General features: G+C 37.0%; 19 protein-coding genes. All 19 read left to right on the top strand.

What is annotated here, in order from left to right; translation table 11 throughout:
* Positions 1-8 precede the first annotated feature (8 nt).
* The 19 genes from sov to BUB91_RS08410 all read left to right on the top strand — a co-directional run bounded on the left by sov (position 9) and on the right by BUB91_RS08410 (position 22,406).
* Positions 9-7,283: a T9SS outer membrane translocon Sov/SprA gene (gene sov / locus BUB91_RS08500; RefSeq protein ID WP_073098843.1), complete on the top strand. Its 7,275-nt coding sequence runs from the start codon at positions 9-11 to the stop codon at positions 7,281-7,283.
* 14 nt (positions 7,284-7,297) lie between these two features.
* Entirely contained in the window at positions 7,298-7,678 is a 381-nt protein-coding gene (gcvH, locus tag BUB91_RS08495) for a glycine cleavage system protein GcvH (protein ID WP_073098799.1), read from the top strand.
* Positions 7,671-8,057 carry a VanZ family protein gene (locus tag BUB91_RS08490; RefSeq protein ID WP_083557885.1) on the top strand — a complete coding sequence of 129 codons (387 nt, stop codon included), beginning with the start codon at positions 7,671-7,673 and terminating at the stop codon, positions 8,055-8,057. The genes gcvH and BUB91_RS08490 overlap by 8 nt, the downstream gene beginning before the upstream one ends.
* A 55-nt stretch (positions 8,058-8,112) precedes the next feature.
* Entirely contained in the window at positions 8,113-8,841 is a 729-nt protein-coding gene (locus BUB91_RS08485) for an energy transducer TonB (protein ID WP_073098798.1), read from the top strand.
* A gap of 111 nt (positions 8,842-8,952) precedes the next feature.
* Positions 8,953-9,726 carry an energy transducer TonB gene (locus tag BUB91_RS08480; RefSeq protein WP_073098797.1) on the top strand — a complete coding sequence of 258 codons (774 nt, stop codon included), beginning with the start codon at positions 8,953-8,955 and terminating at the stop codon, positions 9,724-9,726.
* 171 nt (positions 9,727-9,897) lie between these two features.
* Positions 9,898-12,015, top strand: coding sequence for a gliding motility protein RemB (locus tag BUB91_RS08475; RefSeq protein ID WP_073098796.1), 2,118 nt, complete (start codon positions 9,898-9,900; stop codon positions 12,013-12,015).
* A gap of 55 nt (positions 12,016-12,070) precedes the next feature.
* On the top strand, positions 12,071-12,427 hold the full coding sequence (locus BUB91_RS08470) for a Dabb family protein (protein ID WP_394342914.1): 357 nt from the start codon (positions 12,071-12,073) through the stop codon (positions 12,425-12,427).
* Positions 12,428-12,582: 155 nt separating this feature from the next.
* Positions 12,583-13,476 carry a heme o synthase gene (gene cyoE / locus BUB91_RS08465; RefSeq protein ID WP_073098840.1) on the top strand — a complete coding sequence of 298 codons (894 nt, stop codon included), beginning with the start codon at positions 12,583-12,585 and terminating at the stop codon, positions 13,474-13,476.
* A complete protein-coding gene (locus tag BUB91_RS08460) occupies positions 13,476-14,069 on the top strand; it encodes a cytochrome c oxidase subunit 3 (protein WP_073098795.1) in 594 nt (197 codons plus the stop codon). Before cyoE ends, BUB91_RS08460 begins: the two co-directional genes overlap by 1 nt.
* A gap of 131 nt (positions 14,070-14,200) precedes the next feature.
* Positions 14,201-15,181: a cytochrome c oxidase subunit 3 gene (locus tag BUB91_RS08455; RefSeq protein WP_073098794.1), complete on the top strand. Its 981-nt coding sequence runs from the start codon at positions 14,201-14,203 to the stop codon at positions 15,179-15,181.
* A 37-nt stretch (positions 15,182-15,218) separates the two neighbouring features.
* Entirely contained in the window at positions 15,219-15,578 is a 360-nt protein-coding gene (locus tag BUB91_RS08450; protein WP_073098793.1) for a cytochrome C oxidase subunit IV family protein, read from the top strand.
* A 122-nt stretch (positions 15,579-15,700) separates the two neighbouring features.
* Positions 15,701-16,327 carry a hypothetical protein gene (locus tag BUB91_RS08445; RefSeq protein WP_073098792.1) on the top strand — a complete coding sequence of 209 codons (627 nt, stop codon included), beginning with the start codon at positions 15,701-15,703 and terminating at the stop codon, positions 16,325-16,327.
* An 11-nt stretch (positions 16,328-16,338) separates the two neighbouring features.
* Complete coding sequence (locus BUB91_RS08440) at positions 16,339-17,088, top strand: SCO family protein (protein ID WP_073098791.1); 750 nt, start codon at positions 16,339-16,341, stop codon at positions 17,086-17,088.
* Complete coding sequence (locus BUB91_RS08435; RefSeq protein WP_073098790.1) at positions 17,089-17,664, top strand: DUF420 domain-containing protein; 576 nt, start codon at positions 17,089-17,091, stop codon at positions 17,662-17,664.
* 10 nt (positions 17,665-17,674) lie between these two features.
* Positions 17,675-17,893 (top strand): hypothetical protein, encoded by a 219-nt coding sequence (locus tag BUB91_RS08430; RefSeq protein ID WP_073098789.1) that lies wholly within the window; start codon positions 17,675-17,677, stop codon positions 17,891-17,893.
* A gap of 123 nt (positions 17,894-18,016) precedes the next feature.
* A complete protein-coding gene (locus tag BUB91_RS08425; protein WP_073098788.1) occupies positions 18,017-18,718 on the top strand; it encodes an ABC transporter ATP-binding protein in 702 nt (233 codons plus the stop codon).
* The gene (locus BUB91_RS08420; protein WP_073098787.1) at positions 18,711-19,955 is read left to right on the top strand and encodes an ABC transporter permease; all 1,245 of its coding nucleotides are present in this window, start codon (positions 18,711-18,713) and stop codon (positions 19,953-19,955) included. The genes BUB91_RS08425 and BUB91_RS08420 overlap by 8 nt, the downstream gene beginning before the upstream one ends.
* Positions 19,956-19,964: 9 nt before the next feature.
* Positions 19,965-21,224 (top strand): ABC transporter permease, encoded by a 1,260-nt coding sequence (locus BUB91_RS08415; RefSeq protein WP_073098786.1) that lies wholly within the window; start codon positions 19,965-19,967, stop codon positions 21,222-21,224.
* Positions 21,225-21,254: 30 nt separating this feature from the next.
* Positions 21,255-22,406 carry an efflux RND transporter periplasmic adaptor subunit gene (locus BUB91_RS08410; RefSeq protein ID WP_073098785.1) on the top strand — a complete coding sequence of 384 codons (1,152 nt, stop codon included), beginning with the start codon at positions 21,255-21,257 and terminating at the stop codon, positions 22,404-22,406.
* The last annotated feature ends 9 nt before the right edge of the window (positions 22,407-22,415 follow it).

Here is a 22,415-nt window from a genome sequence, read left to right as displayed (position 1 = left end):
TCTTTCAAATGCTATTGCTGTCAGGAACGCTTCTGTGTTCTATGCCTATGCTTGCTCAGGAAGAAGAACAAGATAGTATAAAAACCGGTGTTTCACTTGGGCGTCTAAATCTCAAGAATCCTAATTCTATAGTTTCTAAATATACTTATGACCCGTTAATAGACAGGTATATTTATACTGAAACCTTGGGTCAATACAACATCAATTATCCGCGTATTTTGACACCAGACGAATTTAAAGAACTGGTTAAGAAAGAACGGATGCGTACGTATTTTCAACAGAAAATAGCTGCAGTTGATGGTCGCACCGAAGAAGGAAAAGAAGATCAAAAAAGCCTTTTGCCTAACTTCTACGTAAACTCGGGTTTATTTGAATCTATTTTTGGAGGAAATTCTATCGAGTTTATACCTCAGGGTTCTGTAGAGATGGATATTGGTGGACTGTTCACCAAACAAGATAATCCTAGTTTTTCACCGCGTAACCGTTCTAACTTCAGCTTTGATTTTGATCAGCGTATAAGTTTGAGTTTGCTGGGTAAAGTAGGAACACGGCTTCAGGTAAATGCCGTTTATGATACCGAATCTACGTTCAATTTTCAGAATCAAATCAAGTTAGAATATACTCCGGATGAAGATGATATTGTGCAAAAAATTGAAGTGGGTAATGTAAGTATGCCGCTCAATAGTGCGCTTATTCAAGGTTCGCAAAGTCTTTTTGGAGTTAAAACTCAGTTGCAATTTGGTAAAACAACAATTACCGGGGTTTTTTCAGAACAGCAATCACAAACCAATCAGGTAGTTGCTCAAGGCGATGGGACTATTCAGGATTTTGAGATTTTTGCTTTAGAATACGACGAAAACAGGCATTATTTTTTAGCACAATATTTTAGAGATACCTACGATAGAGCACTTGCTAATTATCCTTTCGTAAATACTAATGTTCAGATTACGCGTATAGAAGTATGGGTTACAAACCGTACACAGCGTTTTGAAAATACGCGTAATATTGTTGCGATACAAGATATTGGGGAGTCAGACCCTTCAAAAATAGGATTGCCTAATATACCGGGTGGGTTTGTGAATTTACCCGCTGGTGCATATCCAAGAAATTCCAGTAATGATTTCAATCCTTTTGGGATAAGTGGTACGGGACAATCTGTATTAACTTCTGCTATACGCGATGTTTCAACGATAGGTCAGGGTTTTGGGGGAGTTCAAGTTTCAGATGGATCCGATTATGTTTCTTTAGAAAATGCACGACAACTTACACCATCAGAATATACCTTAGATACGCAATTGGGGTATATCTCTTTAAATCAACGTTTGAATAACGATGAGGTTTTGGCTGTTGCTTTTCAGTATACAGTTAATGGACAAGTATATCAAGTTGGAGAATTTGCTAACGACGGTGTTGATGCAACAAGCGGGGCTTATGCTGATACAGATGGAGATGGAGTGCCTGATATTGTTGATGTAGATCCTGATGGTGATGGTGTAAATAATAACGGTCAGGATGCCGATGGAGATCAGATTGCAGATGCTGCAGATCCAGATCAGACAAATGGAAGTGATGTTAATAACGATGGGATATTAGATAGTTTTATTACACCGGGGCAAGGCGGGACTTCGCAGGCTCTTGTTGTGAAATTATTGAAAAGTAATATAACAGATGTCAACGAGCCGGTTTGGGACTTGATGATGAAAAATATTTATGGTCTGGGTGTGGGACAGTTGGAGCCTGATGGCTTTAGGATGAATATTGTCTACAATTCGCCATCTCCTATAAATTATATCACTGCTGCAGATGGTGGTCCTGCTTTGCCAGATGACGTTGTAAACACCCCTTTGTTAAACGTTTTTAATCTGGATAGGCTTACCCAAAACGGAGATCCGCAAACCGGTGGTGATGGATTCTTTGATTTTGTTGAAGGAAGGACCGTTAACGTACGAAATGGGAGCATTATTTTTACATCTGTAGAGCCATTTGGTGAATATTTATTCAATAAGCTTAGAAGTGTAGGTGGTGAAACTTATGAGAATGAGGACTCTTATAATGCAAATCAGCAAAAGTATGTTTACCGTTCGCTCTATAGTTCGACAAAAACAGTAGCGCAGGATAACGCAGATAAAAACTTGTTTCAACTTCAGGGAACATTTAAATCGAAGCAAGAAGAGGGAATTCCAATAGGAGGGTTTAATATACCTCAAGGTTCTGTTACGGTTACTGCAGGAGGACGAGTGCTTCAAGAAGGTTTAGATTATTCCGTAGATTATCAGCGAGGAAGAGTTATCATTCTTGATCAGGCTCTTAAAGGTTCTGGGGTTCCTATTCAAGTTTCTACAGAAAACAATTCACTTTTTGGACAGCAAACCAAACGTTTTACCGGTTTAAATGTAGAACATCAGTTTAACGAAAATTTCATGGTGGGTGGTACATTGCTCAACCTTAATGAAAGACCGTTGACTCAAAAAGCAACCTATAGTTTTGAGCCGATTAACAATACCATTTTTGGGCTGAATGCAAACTTTTCTACAGAAGTACCATTTTTAACCAGATTGGTTAATAAACTTCCTAATATAGATACCGATGTTCCTTCTAATATTTCCCTTAGAGGAGAAGTGGCTTATTTGCTTCCGGGACAGCCAAAGGCTACAGACTTTGGAGGAGAAGCGGCATCTTATATAGATGACTTTGAGGGAACTCAAACTTCGCTAGATATCAGTTCGCCTTTACAGTGGTTTTTGTCTTCAGCTCCTATTGGTTTGGGCGGTGAATTATCTAATGGAGATCTAGCGGCAGGTTATAAACGAGCAAAACTAGCATGGTATAGCATAGATCCTATTTTTTATACGAGTCAGCGACCTGAAGGCATTACCGATGCTGATGTTTCAACGTATGCAACTCGACGTGTTTTTAGAGATGAAATTTTTCCGGAACAAGATATTATTGCCGGTACGACACAGGCGTTGTTTACGTTAGATTTAGCGTATTACCCAAGTGAACGCGGACCTTATAATTTTAGTTTAGATGCTCAGGATGGCATTCTTGAAAATCCTACTGAGAATTTCGGTGGAATTATGCGATCTTTTGCTTCAACAGATTTTGAGCAATCTAATGTTGAGTTTATTGAGTTCTGGGTAATGGATCCTTTTATTTATGCTGAAAATGCAACCAATACCGGTGGTCGATTAACCCTGAATTTGGGTAATATTTCTGAAGATGTACTTAAGGACGGCCGCAAGCAATATGAAAATGGTTTGCCTCAGGATGGTGCTGCTGCAAATACGGTTTCAACTGTATGGGGGAAAGTGCCTACCAGTCAGGCGCTGATTTATGCTTTTGATACAGAAGGGGAGCAGCGTACTAATCAGGATGTGGGTTATGATGGTTTAAGTGATGAACAGGAGACTGAGAAGTTTCCGGGTTTTGCAGGGTTAGAAGATCCTTCAGGTGATAATTATGAATATTTTGTCTCTGCTACAGGTTCGGTATTAAATCGATATAAGAATTACAATGGTTTAGAAGGAAACTCTCCTGTTAATGTATCTCAAACAGATCGTGGTTCTACAACGGTTCCTGATGTTGAAGATTTTAACCGGGATTTTACAATGAATACCGTTGATAGTTATTATGAGTACGAGCTGGATATAACTCCACAGAGTTTAACTATTGAGAATGAATTTATTGTTGATCAACGTGATATTGAAGTAACGCTTCAAAATGGGAATAGTTTGCCGGTGACTTGGTATCAATTTAAAATTCCTATTAGCCAGCCTACAGGTAGTCAGGGGGGGATTAGTGATTTTAGGTCTATTCGCTTTATGCGTATGTTTATGAGTGGCTGGCAAGATTCTACCGTCTTGCGATTTGGTGCTTTTGACTTAGTCCGTGGAGATTACCGGCGTTATTTATATACGTTAGATCCTGATGAATCAGACCCTTCTACAGAGAGCACCCGCTTTGAAGTAACTTCTGTAAATATAGAAGAAAACAACAATCGTAATCCCATACCTTATGTTTTGCCTCCGGGAGTTTTTAGGGAAGAATTGATTAACAATAACAATAATATTCGTCAAAATGAGCAGTCTCTTTCTTTGCGAGTTTGTGATTTAGAAACTCAAGATGCTAGAGCGGTTTATAAGAATTTCAGATTAGATATGCGTCAGTATAAAAATCTTGAAATGTTTATTCATTTAGAGTCATTACTTAATGAAACTCCTGTGCAGGATAATGAGGTTGTGGCTATCATACGTATGGGTACAGATCTTACGCGCAACTTCTACCAGATAGAATTGCCGTTAAGTCCAACTGCTTTTGGTACAAGTAGTCCAGATCTGATTTGGCCAGACGTCAATCAGCTCAAACTTCCTTTAGAGGTGCTTCAAACAGTAAAAGCTACTTTCTTTAATGGAGAGTTCAATACGCTTTTAGATGAGGTCACTTATTTTGATCAAGACGGAAATGTGATAGCAGATCCAGCAAGTACACCTTATGAGTCAGGTAGCGTACGTGTAGGGATACAAGGTAATCCTAGTTTTGGTGATGTGCGCGTGTTAATGCTTGGTCTTAAAAACGGAAATGATGAAGGTCTTAGTACTGTTTGTGCTGAGGCTTGGTTTAATGAATTGCGTTTATCAGGACTACAAAATCAAGGAGGCTGGGCAGGTATCATAAATATGGATGCAAATCTGGCTGATTTTGCGACTGTCTCTGGTACTGCACGCCAATCTACTGTAGGTTTTGGTAGTATAGATGCTGGTCCTAACCAGCGTAACAGAGAAGATGTAAAATCTTTTGATGTTGTTACAAATGTTAATCTGGGCCAGCTTATGCCTAAGAAATGGGGTGTGAAACTCCCATTTAATTATGCGAGAGGTGGGCAAACTATAACTCCTCAATACGACCCGTTGTATACAGATTTGGAGCTTGATGAAAGATTAGCAGCTGCTAGTACTGAGGTAGAACGTGACCGTATTAATGATATTGCTATTGAACGTACAAAGCGGGAAAGCATCAATTTTATTGGTGTTCGTAAAGAACGTACCGGTGATAAAAAACCAATGCCTTGGGATATTGAGAATTTGACTTTAGCTTATAGCCATAATCAGGAGAATCATAAAGATTTTGAAATTGAAGAAGCCGTTAGTCAAAATGTTAGGGCGGGTGCAACATATGCTTTTGCTTTTCAGCCTAAAACAGTAGCACCTTTTAAGAAAAATGATTCGCTTTTTACCGGTAAGTATTGGAAGTTGTTGAAGGATTTCAATTTTAATTATTTGCCGGCAAGTGTAAATATATCTTCAAACATCACGCGTCAATTTAGTCGTCAGAAGTTTAGGGATTTGCTGGCAAATGAGAATTCAATTCCAATCCCGGAATATCTGCAGCGAAACTATCAATTTGATCGAAATTTTACGGTTAATTTTCCTGTTACTAAATCATTGCGGATAAACCTTGATCAATATCAAAATAGAATTGTACGTAATTATCTGAATCCGGATAGTTCTTTAGATGAAAATGCCGGTGGAGTTTATTCCAGCTTTTTTGATGTAGGTACGCCAGATCGTCATAACCAGACGATGCAGTTGAACTATGATCTTCCGGTAAATAAATTACCTTACTTAGAATTTGTGAAATCTACATATTCCTACAGTGCGGATTTTCAGTGGACGCGAGGTTCCTATCAATTGCAAACTTTAGAAGGAATACCGGATCTTGGGAATTCGGTTCAGAATGCAAATACGCATGCATTACAGACTACTTTGGATATGAAAAGCCTTTATGATGCGTTGGGATTATCTAAAAAGACTGCAGGGCCTTCCTCAAAATCAGACCGTAGTCGTGCGGTACCTACTTTAGGAACACCTACTCAGCCTCAAGAAGTTCCGGAGGAAAACAAACTAAGTACTGCAGATAAAGCAAAAAATACATTAATAGGTATTGCAACAGGAATTAAGCGTATTCAGGTTAATTATGAGCAAAATAACGGTACGTATTTGCCGGGTTATTTACCAGGCGTAGGCTTTTTAGGAACTGTAAGGCCTACTACAGGCTTTGTTTTTGGTAGCCAGGCTGAAGTGCGTGATTATGCTGCAAGACAAGGTTGGTTGACGCTGTATCAAGAGTATAATCAGCAATACAGCGAGGTAGAAAACCGAAATTTAGACATACAGGCCCAAACCAGTTTTCTTGAAGATCTTACGATAGATATTAACATGAATCGTATTTATCAAGAGACTTATAATGAAAACTATCGCGTTAACCCTACTACATTAGAATATACAAGTCTTACCGGGAATACACTGGGTAATTACAGCATTTCAACGCTGATGATAGGTACGGCTTTCAATACAAGTTCTTTAGAATCTTCAGCTAATTTCAATCAGTTTAAGTCTAATAGGCTTGTTGTTGCAGAGCGGCTTGCTGAAGATTTTTATGGTAATGACCAGTATCCACGTGATGAAAATGGATATCCGGTAGGTTTTGGTCGTACTAGCCAGCGGGTGTTGCTTCCGGCATTTCTGGCTGCTTACACGCCGGGTAATGCATCAAATGTTTCTTTAGGAGCATTTAGGAGTTTTCCGCTACCCAATTGGAATTTGAAATATACCGGTCTTATGAAGTTAGGCTGGTTTAAAAAGCGATTCAAGCGTTTTTCTGTTAACCACGGGTATCAGGCAGGATATACGATTAATCAGTTTCGCACTAATTTAAATTATGATCGTTCACTTAATACAAGTGTTGACGATGTGCAGACCAACCAAGCCGGAGATTTTATAAGTCCTACATTGTACTCAAACATTAACCTTACTGAATTGTTTTCACCTTTAATACGGCTTGATTTTGAGATGCAGAATTCGATTAAAATTCTGGCAGAATTACGTAAAGACCGTACCTTGTCTTTAAGCTTTGATAATAATCTGCTTACAGAAATTCACGGAAATGAATATATAATAGGCTTAGGATATCGACTAAAAGATATTAGATTTGCGACAAGAATAGGGGGTAGGCAAACTATTTTAAAGAGTGATTTAAACTTTAGAGCAGACCTATCATTAAGACAGAATGAGACGATAGTACGTTATTTAGATCTTGAAAATAGTCAGATAACAGCCGGTCAGGATATTTATGGGTTGACCTTTAAGGCAGATTATGCATTGAGTAAAAACCTTACGGCGATTTTCTATTACGACCATTCTTTTGCGACCTATGCGATTTCAACTGCATATCCGCAGACGACAATACGCTCAGGAATGACATTGAGATATAATTTTGGAAATTAAATTAAATACAGATTATGAGTTTACCAGCAGATTTAAAATATACTAAAGACCACGAGTGGGTGCGTATAGAAGGTGGTATTGCCACTGTGGGAATTACAGATTTCGCTCAAGGCGAATTAGGGGATATCGTTTATGTTGAAGTAGAAACCGAAGGAGAGACTTTAGATAAAGAAGAAGTCTTCGGTACAGTTGAGGCAGTAAAGACTGTTTCTGATCTTTTTTTACCATTAACAGGTGAGATTGTTGAGTTTAATGCAGATTTGGAGTCTGAGCCAGAAGCGGTAAATGAAGATCCTTATGGTAAAGGTTGGATGATTAAAATTAAATTTAGCGATGAGCGTGAATTAGAATCATTGCTTGACGTAGCAGCTTACAAGGAAATAATAGGTGGTTAAGCTGCTCAAAATAGCAGTTTATTTTTACACGGTATTTATAGCATTTATTTGCTTGATGCCTATGCCGCATATACGTGATGCACCAGAAAATAGCGATAAGGTCGTACATATTCTGGTGTATTCTTTTTTTACGGGGTTGTGGTTTTGTTATTTTTATGTTTTAAAGCTTAAAAAAGACAATTTTTCAACTTCTTTAATAAAATCTTGCGGTCTTGCTTTTGTTTATGGTATAATTATTGAGATATTACAAGAGTCGTTAACGACCTCTAGATCAGGAGATTTTAAAGATTTGATTGCGAATTCAATTGGTATTCTTGTTGGAGTATTATTTATTTTTCTAGCAAAAACCCAATTTAGAAGGCTGAAATCAAAATTTTAATTTCGAGTTGATACTATTTTTAATTAAATTAGCAATCCTTAATAACTAAAGATTCATGGAACCTAAGAAAAATCCCAAAGCAGATCTAACGAAAAGAAGTGTACTCTTCTTTCAATTAGGTCTTATTTTGATACTCGGGCTGAGTTATCTGGCTATCGAGTGGAAGACGTACGAAAAAGAGGCCATTGATATCGGACAATTACAGATGGACGATATGATTGAAGAAGATGTGCCAATTACTGAATTGAACACACCACCACCACCTCCTCCTCCTCCACCGCCACCACCAGCACCGGAAATTATTGAGGTTGTTGAGGATGATAAAGAAATTGAAGAAACCGTAATAGAATCTACAGAAACCAGCCAGGAAGATGAGATTGTTGAGGTTGAAGAAGTTTCTTTTGTTGAAGAAGAAGTTATTGACGACGTGCCATTTGCTGTTATTGAGAACGTACCGGTTTACCCTGGTTGCGAGAACGAAAAAGGAAACGATGCAAAGAAGAAATGCATGTCTGAGAAGATTAGCCAGTTTGTAAACAGAAAGTTTAATACTGAATTGGGTAGTGAATTAGGTTTATCTGGTGTCAATCGTATCTATGTGCGTTTTAAAATTGATCAAAAAGGTAATATTGTAGATATCGGTTCTCGTGGGCCACACCCGCGTTTAGAGCAAGAAGCTGCTCGTGTAATTAAGTTACTGCCACAAATGACACCCGGTATGCAGCGAGGTAAAGCAGTAGGTGTATTATATTCACTTCCTATTGTATTCCAAGTTCAGGATTAATTCTGAATCTTTATAAAATTTAAAATCCCGACCGCGAAAGCGAGTCGGGATTTTTTTGTGGCAAGCTTATTGTTAAAGTTTTAATGAATAGTAACCATTAAAATATAATTCATGAATGATTCACAAAAAAGCGAAGTAAACGCTCGGCAAAGCGTAACTCGCAAAACAAGCAAGCACGACGTAAATCTACAAAAAAACAACGTCGTCTTTTTTCAATTAGGCCTCATAGTAGCTCTTATTCTGGCTATTGTAGTTATTGAGATTAAATCACCGGTAACTCCTTTTGCACCGCCTCTGCAAGAAGATGTCGCAGCGGTCTCTATGAATGATCTATGGAATGAACCCGTAAGAAGGGAAGAAAAAAAGAAGCCTGCAGAATCTACGCAAGAAGTTTCTAAGGTTTTGCCTTCTGAAATCACAGAGTTGGATATTCCTGATTTTGAACTTCCTGAAACAAATTTTACTTCAGAAACGGATATTCCAGATGTAGGTAGTCTGACTGAAATTCCTGAGCCAGAGATTGAAACATTTTCAGTTCTAGGTGTTGAAGTTGTGCCTATTTTTCCGGGTTGCGAGGGTTTACAGACTAATGCAGAACGTAAGGCGTGTCTTCAAGAGAAGATGGGTAAATTTATTAGTAAGAATTTTGACACTTCTCTGGGTGATGCGTACGGTTTGAGTGGTATGAATAAAGTTGATGTTCAGTTTACGATTGATGAACATGGTAATGTGACCGAGTTGAAAACTCGTGCGCCGCACCCCGCTTTAGAAAAAGAAGCTGAGCGGGTGATGCAAAAATTGCCACAAATGACCCCGGGAAAACAACAGGATAAAAATGTGCGGGTGATTTATTATCAACCAATTCGATTTAAAGTACAAGATTAATGTAGAAAATTACTTTTGATAGGTAGGAAAACGTATTAGACGTCAACTTTTAGATTTAAATTTATGTAAAGGCCTGTGAGTAATTCACAGGCTTTTGTTTTTGGAATTACTCGTTCAGGTTGAGGATGTTTAAAAAGTGGTATATTTCCGCAACCTAAATCTTTTCATTTTATGAAATTAAAGACTTTGACAGTTTTTGCTGTTGGTTTGTTTCTTTCAACTTTTGGTTATTCTCAGATTATTAATGGGAATTTTGAAAAATATCCTGTTTTTGAAGAATGTTATGGTGTTGATGTTTCGGCTTCTAAAAGCTGTTTTAATCAAACATTAATCAGTAAAATTAAAACTGAGTTTAAAGTTCCACAATATGTTATTGACGAAAACTATAAAGGAGATATTGTGGTTCTTTTTGAGGTTACAAAGGAGGGTGACTTCAGGGTTTTAAATGTAACCGCTGTTTATGAGGATTTACGGGAAGAGGTGAAAAGGATTTTTAATGATTTGCCTCAAATAAAGCCTGCAACTTATAATGGCAGAGCTACGTATATGCAGTTTAGCATGCCTGTTCCTGTTAGTGCTTTGCTGACGAAAGAGGGCTTTGGGTCGGACTTAAATTCGAGTGAGAATTTCACTGAAGCTAAGCCTATAGAGCAATTAACATCAGAATACGATTCGATTAAGACTTTTCCGTTTGAAAATAGAGAATATGATTCTCAGTTGTTCATTCCTTTTTCTCACCAGACCTACAGCAGATTTGATAAGGAGGTAAATGCAGTAGGAACAAATGCGCATACTGCTTTAAAACCATTTATTTATAGCGATGTAAATAACTATTATGATTTTAAAGAAAAGCAAGAAGTGCTTTATAAAGAAAAGAGTTCTTGGTTTGGTCGTAAATTATGGAATGAGCATATGGTGACTTTACAGGGAGATACTTACTGGTTTACATTAGATCCTGCTGCAGATTTGCAATTGGGTGTTGAAACCGCAGCTAATGAAGATCAAAGTTTTACTTACAATAACACGCGAGCGGTTATATTTCAGGGAGGTTTAGGAGATAAATTGAATTTCTACACTGTTTTTTATGAGAGTCAAGGAACTTTTCCTGGATACTTTAATAGGTATGCACGATCTATTGCGCCAGATGGTGGTAACCCTGGTATTGTGCCGGGACGTGGAGTGGCGGCAGAAGCAGCGGATGGTAATTTTGATTACCCGGTAGCTGAAGCTTATTTGTCTTATTCACCAAGTAAATATTTTAATTTCCAATTTGGACATGGTAAGAATTTTATAGGTGACGGTTATCGTTCTCTACTTTTTAGTGACAATGCGAGTCCGTATCCTTTTTTTAAGATGAGTACTAAGTTTTGGAAATTTAAACTTACTAATACATGGATGTCTTTAAGAGACGTGCGTTCTGATGTAGTGGAGAATGGTTCGTTTAGAACCAAGTTTATGGCAAATCATTATTTAAGCTTTAATGCTACAAAGCGATTAAATTTAGGTTTGTTTGAAAGTGTGATTTGGACAAATGAAAATGACAGGGGCTTTGATTTAAATTATCTGAATCCCATTATTTTTTATCGGGCAATTGAATTTTCTACGGGGTCCAGAGGAGGTAATGCATTGTTAGGCTTAAGTGCTAAGTACAAGTTTAGTGATCGTTTTAATGTCTATGCGCAGGTGATTATAGATGAGTTTTCTACAGGTGCCGTTTTCAGTTCTGACAAGAGTTTTCAAAACAAACAAGGGGTTCAGGTGGGGTTTAAATATTATGAGGCTTTTAATGTTGAAAATTTGCAGCTTCAGTTTGAGTTTAATCAGGTGAGGCCTTATGTGTATAGTAATAATGAAATTGTCTTAAATTACGGTCATAATAATCAATCTATGGCTCATTTATGGGGTGCTAACTTCAAAGAAATTATTGCTATTGCACGTTACCAGAATGACCGCTGGTATGGGACTGCAAAAGCAGTTTATGGGAAACGTGGATTTGAAATAGGGGATATTAATAATGTGTATTATGGAGGGAGTATTTATGGGAATGATGAGAACATCCCTAGTGAATTAGGAATAGAAATAGGTCAGGGGAATACTGCAAATACATTTATAGGTAATGTTGAGTTGGGTTATATTGTAAATCCTTCAACCAATTTTAAGTTATATACCAATATATTATATCGAAATAATTCTATCGCAGAATACGATCCGGTTAATCTTACTGAAAGTACGGTTTGGCTGAATTTTGGAATTCGTACTGATATTTTTAATTGGTATTATGACTATTAATTTTTTAAATCAAAGCGCTATGAGAATTGTTTTATCGTTAATAATTGTATGTTTTATGTCTGTCTCTTGTAATACCGAATCTCCAAAAGCAAAAGAATTTGATTCTAATTTTGCACACGTGGTTTATTTCTGGCTTAAAAATCCAGACAACCAAGAGGATTGTAGGGCTTTTGAAGCCTCATTGAAAAAATTCTTATCTACAAGTGAATATGCGCAGACCAAGTTTATTGGTCAACCTGCAAATACTCCGCGAGAAGTAGTAGATAACAGTTGGACGTATTCAATTATATTGACTTTTCCTTCAAAAGAAGTTCAGGCTAAATATCAGCAAGAGCCGGTGCATCTTAAATTTATTGAAGAATCTGAGCATTTATGGGAGAAGGTTCAGGTTTACGACTCGGTAGGTCTCTAGAGGTTTGAGGTTTATAGATTCTACTCTCTAAGGCAGTTTCTTGTTGATTTAAGACTAAGATTTCTTCTGTCTGGAATAACTTTTAAATAGGTTGTTTAGAAGTGTTTCGTGCAGTATCTTTGCACGACTTTTTAAAGCCCTTGAAAAACACGCTTTTGAGCTCCACTGAAAACCATAGCTTACCCACATCAATCTGGATTGATTTTAAAGAAATCACTAAGATGCGTCTTGCTATTAGTGTGGTTTTTTCTAGTATGGCGGGTTATCTTCTAGGAGCTTACACCTTAGACTGGTTGACTATTTTGCTGCTTGCAGTTGGTGGTTATCTGATGGTAGGAGCTTCTAATGCTTTCAATCAAATTATAGAGAAAGATCTTGATGTTTTGATGGATCGTACTAAGAATCGACCGGTTCCTTCCGGAAGGATGTCTGTAAAAACGGCGCTAATCATCGCAACGGTTTTTACAGTTTTGGGTCTTATCACGCTTTATATAATTAATCCTATTACCGCTGTTTTTGGAGCGGTATCTATTTTTCTTTATGTGTGTGTTTATACGCCTTTAAAGACAAAAACACCACTTTCGGTTTTTGTAGGAGCTTTTCCCGGCGCTATACCTTTTATGATGGGCTGGGTGGCGGCAACCGGTGATTTTGGTATTGAAGCAGGAACGCTTTTTATGCTTCAGTTTTTCTGGCAATTCCCGCATTTTTGGGCGATAGGCTGGTTTTTGTATGATGATTATAAAAAAGGAGGGTTTTTTATGCTTCCTACAGGAAAAAGAGATCGCGGTACGGCAATACAAGTGATTTTATATACCATCTGGACAATTTTGGTTTCCTTGATTCCGGTTTTTGGTGTAACCGGTAGATTGTATTTGACTCCGGTTTCTGCTGTTTTAGTAGGTGTTTTGGGACTCATTTTACTATACTATGCTATCAGGCTTTTTAGGTTTAAAAACAATGTTACTGCAAAACGTTTGATGTTGTCGAGCGTGAGTTATATCACGTTGATACAGATTATTTACGTTGCAGATAAATTTTTACGATAATGGATTATACTTCCCAGACAGAAGAAATAAAGGTTGCGCGCTCAAAGAAGATGATGATGTGGTTTGGTATCGTGAGTCTTTCTATGATGTTTGCCGGTTTAACTAGTGCGTATATTGTAAGTGCAGAACGTCGTGATTGGTTGCGTGATTTTGAACTTCCGCAGGCATTTTACATGAGTACGCTGGTAATTGTTTTGAGTAGCTTGAGTATGATTATTACAAAGAGCGCTGTTAAGAGTGGGAAAAACACCTTGGCAACGGGATCTTTGTTTGTGACTTTAGGTCTTGGTGTTGCATTTGTAGTGCTTCAGTTTATAGGATTTGATCAAATAATTGCTGAAGGCTATTTTTTTACCGGAAGTGAAAGTACAGTTACCACTTCATTTATCTATGCTTTTGTGATTAGTCATGTTGTTCACGTAGCGGCAGGATTGCTAGTGTTACTAGTTATTGTTGTTCAGCAAATACGCGGTAAATATTCTAAGAATCAGATGCTTGGTCTGGAGTTGGGGGCAACCTTCTGGCACTTTGTAGATATACTCTGGGTGTATCTATTCTTGTTCTTTATGTTTGCTGATGATTTAATCAAATAGATTAATTAGCTCCAAATGCTAAGAATTCATTAAAAAATCGTTTTTTTGAATGGATATAAATACTGATTATTGCTTTGAAAAGCATTTTTAAAATACCTATTTTTGCAACGCTTATAAACCTTTATTAAAATATGGACGCTACTGCTGTTAAAACAGGCACAGAAGGCAAGATTTGGGGCGGAGATAACGAGCCTCTAAAAGTAAGTTACGGAAAGATGATGATGTGGTTTTTCATCCTTTCTGATGCACTTACTTTCTCAGGATTTCTTGCTGCTTACGGATTCTCAAGATTTAAATTTGTTAACCAGTGGCCTATAGCCGACGAGGTGTTTACGCATTTCCCGTTTTTACATGGTGTTGATGCACCTATGTATTACGTAGCGTTAATGACTTTTATACTTATTTTCTCTTCTGTTACAATGGTTCTTGCTGTAGATGCAGGTCACCACATGAAGAAGAATAAAGTAATCTGGTATATGTTTTTTACCATTATAGGAGGTATTATTTTCGTAGGTTCTCAGGCTTGGGAATGGTCTAATTTTATTTCTGGTGAATATGGGGCTGTAGAGACTAAAGGTGGTAAGATTTTGCAATTTGTAAATGCAGAAGGAGAGCAGGTTGCTCTTGAATCATTTGCTGCAAGTCTTCCTAGTGAAAGAACTCAGCTTACTAAAAATGAGGCTTTATGGTACGAGTCAGAGGGTTCTATGCCAGATTATTCTATAGCTGAAGTAGTAGAAGGCTTTAAAGCAAATCCAGATTTACTGGTGCGTACTCAGATACTTACTGAGCGTGGAGAAAAAACAATTCTTTCTAGGGAAGAATCTGTTGCTAAATTAGAGAGTGATGCGATAGGTGTAGTGCAAGGAGCAAACTTGGTGCATAATGAATACGGTCCACCGCTTTTTGCTGATTTCTTTTTCTTCATTACCGGTTTTCACGGTTTCCACGTATTCTCAGGTGTGATTATCAATATCATTATTTTTATCAATGTGATCCTTGGTACATATGAGCGTAGAGGAAGCTATGAGATGGTAGAAAAAGTTGGATTATACTGGCACTTTGTAGATTTAGTGTGGGTATTTGTATTTACATTCTTCTATTTGGTTTAATAATTCATTTCGCAAAGCGGAAATTAAAAATATAAAAATGGCACACGAAACATCAAATCACGGTTCAGCCACAAAAAGAATTTGGACGGTTTTTGCAATCCTTTCTATTGTAACTATTGTTGAAGTAATTTTAGGTATTATAAGACCAGAATTTCTTGTAGAAACGCATTTGTTTAGAATGCACCTGCTTAACTGGGTGTTTATTGTTTTAACCCTGTATAAAGCATATTATATCACTTGGGCATTTATGCACATGGAACACGAAACGAAAGGTTTGCGTAGATCTGTAGTATGGACGGGAATTTTCCTTGTTTGTTATTTGATCTTTATCCTTTTAACTGAAGGGGATTATATATTTGATGTTTATCACGATGGTTACATCAGCTGGGATTTCTAATCCAGATAAAAAATAAAAAAAGACGGCAATTGCCGTCTTTTTTTATGCCTCTTTTTTACTGAAAACTTTCTGTGGCTTACCTTTGCAACCGCTATTTAAAAATAGCTTAACAAGGCTGTGTTATGAAGAAGTTTTTAGTTTTAGGTGTTTTGTTTCTTTTACCCATAGTAGCATACCTTTTTTTTGCTTCCGGAATTCATAATTTTGCTAAACTCCCAATACTTGAAGAGAATATTCCAGAGCTTCAATTTGCTGAAAATGTTCAGTTTGAAAATAAAATAACGGTACTTGGTTTTTTGGGCACCACCATAGAACGTGAAGGCGGTGATCTTTTCAACCTCAATCAAAAGATATTTAAATCATTTGCTGCGTTTAATGACTTCCAGTTTGTTTATCTAATTCCTGAGACTATTGATCTGGCAGAATTAGAGCGAGTAAAGCACGAGTTGGGTTTGCTGGTTGATCTGTCTAACTGGCATTTTATACTAACTCCCCAAGAAAACATCAACACGGTGTTTAAAAGTTTAAAGACTCCTTATGAGTTAGCAGCAGATGGAGGTTCTCCGTATATTTTTATAGTAGATAAAAAAAGAAAGCTGAGAGGTCGAGATGATGATGAAGACTATGGTGTTTTATATGGTTACGACAGTTCTGATATTGCGGAGTTGTCTAACAAGATGAAAGATGATGTGAAAATCATTTTAGCAGAATACCGTCTTGCACTGAAGAAAAATAATGCAGACCGATAAAAATAAATATGATGAATAAGAAAAAAACTTACATAGGGATTGCAGTGATAGTTTTGATTTTTGGGATAATTGTAATTCCTAAGATTATAGATCGTTTTATGAATGATGAAGTTGTTCAGAATGACAGGCTCAATGTTGCAAATCTGGATACCGTTGAAGATGAGGGTAAGCTTTCTTACATCAATATTAATGGCAAAGATCGAAAAGTACCACATTTTGAATTTGTGAATCAAGACGGTGATACAATTACCGAAAACTCTTATAAAGGGAAAGTTTTTCTTGTAGAATTTTTCTTTACAAGGTGCCCTACTATTTGCATCCCGATGAACAAAAATCTCGTACTTATTCAAAACAAGTTTGAAGATAATCCAGATTTTGGTATTGCAAGTTTTAGTATAGATCCGGAGCATGACACGCCGGAAGTCTTAAAAGAATATACAGAGAGTTATGGTATCACAGATCCAGATTGGAATTTAATGACTGGTGATCGTGAAAAAATATATGAACTAGCTAACGTTGGTTTTAATCTTTTAGCTCAAGAAAATCCTAATATAGAAGGCAATTTTCAGCATTCAGGATTATTTGCTTTAGTAGATCAAAATGGTTTTATTCGTTCTAGGAAGGATGAGTTTGGAAATCCGTTAATTTATTACCGAGGTTTTATTCCGCAAGGAGCGCCAGAGGTTGAAGGAGAGGAAACATCTCAGATAGATATTTTGATGGAAGACATTAGCAAATTGCTTAATAAGAATAAAAAGTAAATGGAAAATATTGCTCAAAAAGAGAAATTGTACAACAGGTGGATTATTGCCTTGTCTATTGCGATACCGGTAGCAGTAGCTTTTTTATTTACTATTCGTATCCCTGGCGTTGAGCGTTTAGGCTTTTTACCGCCTATTTACGCTACAATTAATGCATTAACGGCTGTATTGCTTTTTACTGCGGTAATTCAGATTAAAAAAGGTAATCGAGATCTTCACGAGAAATTAATGAAAGTGTGCCTAGGTCTTTCTTTAATATTTTTAGTGTTGTATGTGATTTATCATGCGACTTCAGACTCTACAAAGTTTGGTGATGCTAATCTGGATGGAGTGGTTTCTGATGCTGAAAGTGCGGCAGTAGGAGTTTTTAAGTATGTGTATTATTTTATACTTATAACACACATTTTACTATCGATTGGAGTTATTCCTTTTGTTTTGGTAACATATGTACGAGCTGTATTGGGTAAATTCCCATTACATAGAAAAATCGCTAGAATTACGTTTCCTATTTGGTTATATGTAGCAGTTACTGGTGTGGTTGTTTATTTTATGATATTTCCATATTATCCGGCTTAATAAAAATTTTATGAAACGCTTTATTTCCTTTCTGCTTTTATTTCTTGTTACGATTGCAAGTCATGCGCAATGTGCTATGTGTCGTGCGGTATTAGAAAGTGAAACCGATAATAGTATGGCGGAAGGTGTGAACAATGGTATTATTTATCTAGCAGCGATACCCTATATCCTTATGGGAGGTGTTATTTGGTTTATTTATAGAAGCCGAAAAAAAGCTAAACAAGAGTGATAGCGGATTTTCATTACAATTTATCAACTGATTGTTGTAACATTTTTGATGTTTTTAGGTCTATTAAGTAGATGAGAGTTAAAAAATTAACTTTTGTTGTAGATATTAAATCATCATCTGTTTATGATAACCATCAAAGATTTGCATAAATCTTACACCATGGGAGCAAATTCACTTCATGTTCTCAAGGGTATAAATTTTTCTGTTCAGGAAGGTGAGCTTGTTTCCATAATGGGATCTTCAGGATCCGGAAAGTCAACATTGCTTAATATTTTAGGGATGCTTGATGAAGCTGACGAAGGTTCCTATACACTAGATGGTGTTCCCATTAAAAATCTAAATGAAAAAATTGCGGCTCAGTATCGCAATAAATTTTTGGGATTCATTTTTCAATCTTTTAATCTTATCAATTATAAAAGTGCGTTAGATAACGTGGGTATGCCTTTGTATTATCAAGGTATGAAGCGTAAAGATCGCACCGATAAAGCTATGGCTTACTTAGAGAAAGTAGGTCTGGCAAACTGGGCGCATCATATGCCTAACGAACTTTCAGGAGGACAGAAGCAACGGGTTGCGATAGCAAGAGCTTTGGCTAGTGATCCTAAAGTATTACTTGCTGATGAACCTACAGGTGCATTAGATACCAAAACCAGTTACGAGGTTATGGATTTGATTCAGGGGATTAACGATGAAGGAAAAACTATTTTAATCGTTACACACGAAGATGATATCGCTCATATGACTAAGCGTATTGTAAACCTCAAAGACGGTCTCATCATAGACGATACGTCGGTTAAGCAAGTAAGAGCGTTAAGTCATGTTTGATCTTGAGCGTTGGCAGGAGATTTTAGAAACGATTTCTAAAAATAAACTTCGTACGTTTTTGACGGGGCTTTCTGTTGCTTCCGGAATTTTTATTCTTGTTATTCTTCTGGGTTTTGGTCAAGGAATGCAAAACGGTATCAGTTCTCAGTTTCAGCGTGATGCTTCAAATAGAATTTCGGTTTATAGCGGGGTTACTTCTAAAGGGTATAAAGGTCTAAACCCCGGGAGGATTATTGAGATGACTAATGAGGATTACAAGTATCTGATCAAAAAATATGAAGAGGATCTCGAGTTTAAGTCTTCAGTTTACAGAATATGGAGCGGTACACTAAATTTTGGTAATGAGTCTGGAAGTTATCGTGTAGAAGGTGTTTATCCTGACTATCAGTTTTTAGAAAATGAGGATATGGTAGCTGGTCGTTATATTAATTATGATGATCACGATAAGAAGGCAAAGGTCATGGTGATTGGTAATAAGGTGAAGCAAGACTTATTTAAAAATCAAGATCCAATAGGGCAGCAGGTTCAAATCAATGGAGTCAATTTTAAGGTTGTAGGAGTGTATTCTGATCCGGGTGGTGAACGTGAAGAAACTCGTGCATTTGTACCTTTGTCTACATCACAGCGTGTTTTTGGAGGGGCTGATAAAGTAGGTAATCTAGGTTTTACACTTAAGCCAAAAGAAACTTTTCAAAAAACATTAGAGCAGTCTGTACGATTTTCTTCAGAAATAGAATCCTTTTTAAAAGAGCGTCATCTAATAGCTCCAGATGATACAAGTGCAATAGGCATCAATAATACGTTAGAAGGTACAAAGCGTTTTTATGATTTAATAGGTATGATTAAGACGTTTTTTTGGGTGGTGGGTATCTGTACCATTATTGCTGGAGTAGTAGGCGTGAGTAATATTATGCTCATCATCGTAAAAGAACGAACCAAAGAAATAGGTATTCGTAAAGCTCTGGGAGCTCAGCCACTTTCTATAATAACGATGATTTTGCACGAATCTATTTTTGTGACTGCAATAGCAGGTTTTACCGGTCTTATTTTAAGTATGGCATTACTAGAAGTCGTAGGGCCTAATCTGGATATGGACTTTATAAAAAATCCATCTGTAAATTTTAATGTCGCAATAACCACTGTTTTTATCCTAGTACTTGCTGGGGCTTTGGCTGGTTTTGTGCCGGCATGGAGAGCTGCTCGAATTAAACCCATAACCGCTTTACGCGAAGAATAAAACAAAGGTATGTTTAGTAGAGATCGTTGGGATGAAATTATAGAAGCGCTAAGCCGAAACTGGTTTAGAACTGCTCTTACGGCCTTTGGTGTTCTTTGGGGAATATTTATTCTGGTTGTTTTGCTTGCTGCAGGGAAAGGGCTTGAAAATGGTGTTAAAAAAGGTTTTGGAGGTATCGCGACCAATAGTATGTTTATGTGGACGCAAACTATATCTAAATCCTATAAAGGCTTACCAAAAGGTCGAAGATTTAGTTATGACCTGGATGATGTTGCTGCTATAAAAGAAAATATGCCCCAGTTGCGCTATGTATCTCCGCGGAATCAGTTAGGAGGTTTTGGAGGAGCAAATAATGTAGTGCGCGGTTTAAACTCCGGGGCTTTCAATGTATATGGAGATTATCCTGAATATATAGAGCAGCAACCTATGAACATTACTTCGGGACGTTTTCTCAATTATGGTGATATTGAAGGTAAACGTAAAATAGCTGTAATAGGTGAAGGTGTTCGTAAAGCACTCTATGATAAAGGAGAAGAGCATATAGGGACTTATGTAAAAATAAACGGTGTCAATTTTATGGTAGTAGGTACCTATTCTATGGTGTCTAGTAATGGTAATGCTGAAGAAGATGAAAAGCAGATTTATGTTCCGTTTACTGCATTCTCACAGGCTTTTAACATGGGAAACCGAGTAGGCTGGATGGCGGTTACTGCAAAAGATGGTTATTCTATAACTCAGCTTAAATCTGAAGTTTTTGACATCATAAAAAATAGACATTCAATCCATCCTAAAGATGATCGCGCTATAGGAAATTTTGACCTCTATGAAGAGTTTCAAAAAGTAGATGGTCTATTTATCGCGCTTAAGATTGTTGCCTATTTTGTGGGCATTTTAGTCTTGCTTTCCGGCATTATCGGCATCAGTAATATTATGCTGATTGTTGTAAAAGAACGCACCAAAGAAATAGGAATAAGACGTGCTTTAGGAGCAAGTCCTTGGTCAATCCGTGGTCAGATTTTAATGGAATCTGTTTTCTTAACCATTATTTCAGGGATGATGGGGATTTCTTTGGGAACAGCACTTATTTATATCTTAAATAAAATATTGGATGCAAACGGTCCTGTTGAGATGTTTGCAAACCCAAGTGTAGATTTAGGTACTGTGATTACGGCACTCTTAATCTTAATTTTTTCAGGCTTATTAGCTGGGTTTATTCCGGCTCAAAATGCGATAAAAGTAAAACCAATAGATGCCTTGCGCAACGAATAAAACTTCATCTAAAAAACGAATACCAATCATATGAAAAAATCAGTGACCATAGTTATCCTTGCTGTAATCTCAGTTGTATTTATAGGATCACTCTATTATTTGTACCAAAAGAATTTGGAAGATCCTGTTGTTTATGCGACCGAATCTCCGTCCAAACAAACAATTGTTAAGAAAACAGTTGCTACTGGTAGCATTGTTCCTAGGGAAGAAGTTCTTATCAAGCCTAATATACCTGGCATTATAAAAGAAATATTAGTCGAAGCAGGTGAGTTTGTTGAAGCTGGTCAGTTACTTGCTCAAATCGAAGTTGTGCCAAATGCATCTTCCTTAGTTAGTGCACGTAATAATATTCAAAGTGCGAGAACCAATCTTGAAACGGCAAAACTTACATTAGAAAACCAGCAAAGTATTTATGAAAGACAAAAGACTTTGTTTGAGAAAGGTGTGGTGAGCGCTAATGATTTTGATAACAGTCAGCGCGAATACAATCAGGCTGTGCAAAATTATAAGCAGCAACAAGTTAATTTATCAAGTAATCAGCAGAATTATGATATTGTAAAAACGGGTACCACTGTAGGCTTGGGTGATAATGCTACTACGTCTGTAAGAGCAACAATAACCGGGATGGTTTTGGAAGTCCCTGTTAAAGAAGGAAATCAGGTGATTGAGTCTAACAACTTTAATGAAGGTACAACCATTGCTTCACTTGCAAATGTGGACGATATGATTTTTGAAGGAAAAGTTGACGAGAGCGAAGTGGGGAAAATTACTGAAAACCTTCCGCTTGAAATTACAGTAGGTGCTATTGAAAATAAGAAGTTTGACGCTACGCTAGATTATATAGCTCCTAAAGGAATTGCAGAAAACGGTGCAATTCAGTTTGAAATAAAAGGAACTTTAGCAAAAAATGATTCCACATTCATTAGAGCCGGACTAAGCGCTAATGCATCAATTATCTTAGAACGAGCTGATGATGTATTAGCTATTAAGGAGGCTTTAGTACAATATGATTCTAAAACTCAAGAGCCTTTTGTTGAGGTAGAAACCAGTGATCAAAAGTTTGAGCGTCGTGATGTAAAACTTGGTGTTAGTGACGGTATTTATGTAGAAGTTTTAGATGGAATTACCGAAGATTCTAAGATTAAAGTATGGAATGCTATCAAGCCTCCACTAAATTTTTAAAGAAATATA

This window comes from Leeuwenhoekiella marinoflava DSM 3653, assembly GCF_900129005.1.
GTDB lineage: Bacteria > Bacteroidota > Bacteroidia > Flavobacteriales > Flavobacteriaceae > Leeuwenhoekiella > Leeuwenhoekiella marinoflava.
The sequence above is the reverse complement of the archived record's forward strand: the minus strand, read 5'-3'. Positions and strand labels throughout refer to the sequence as shown.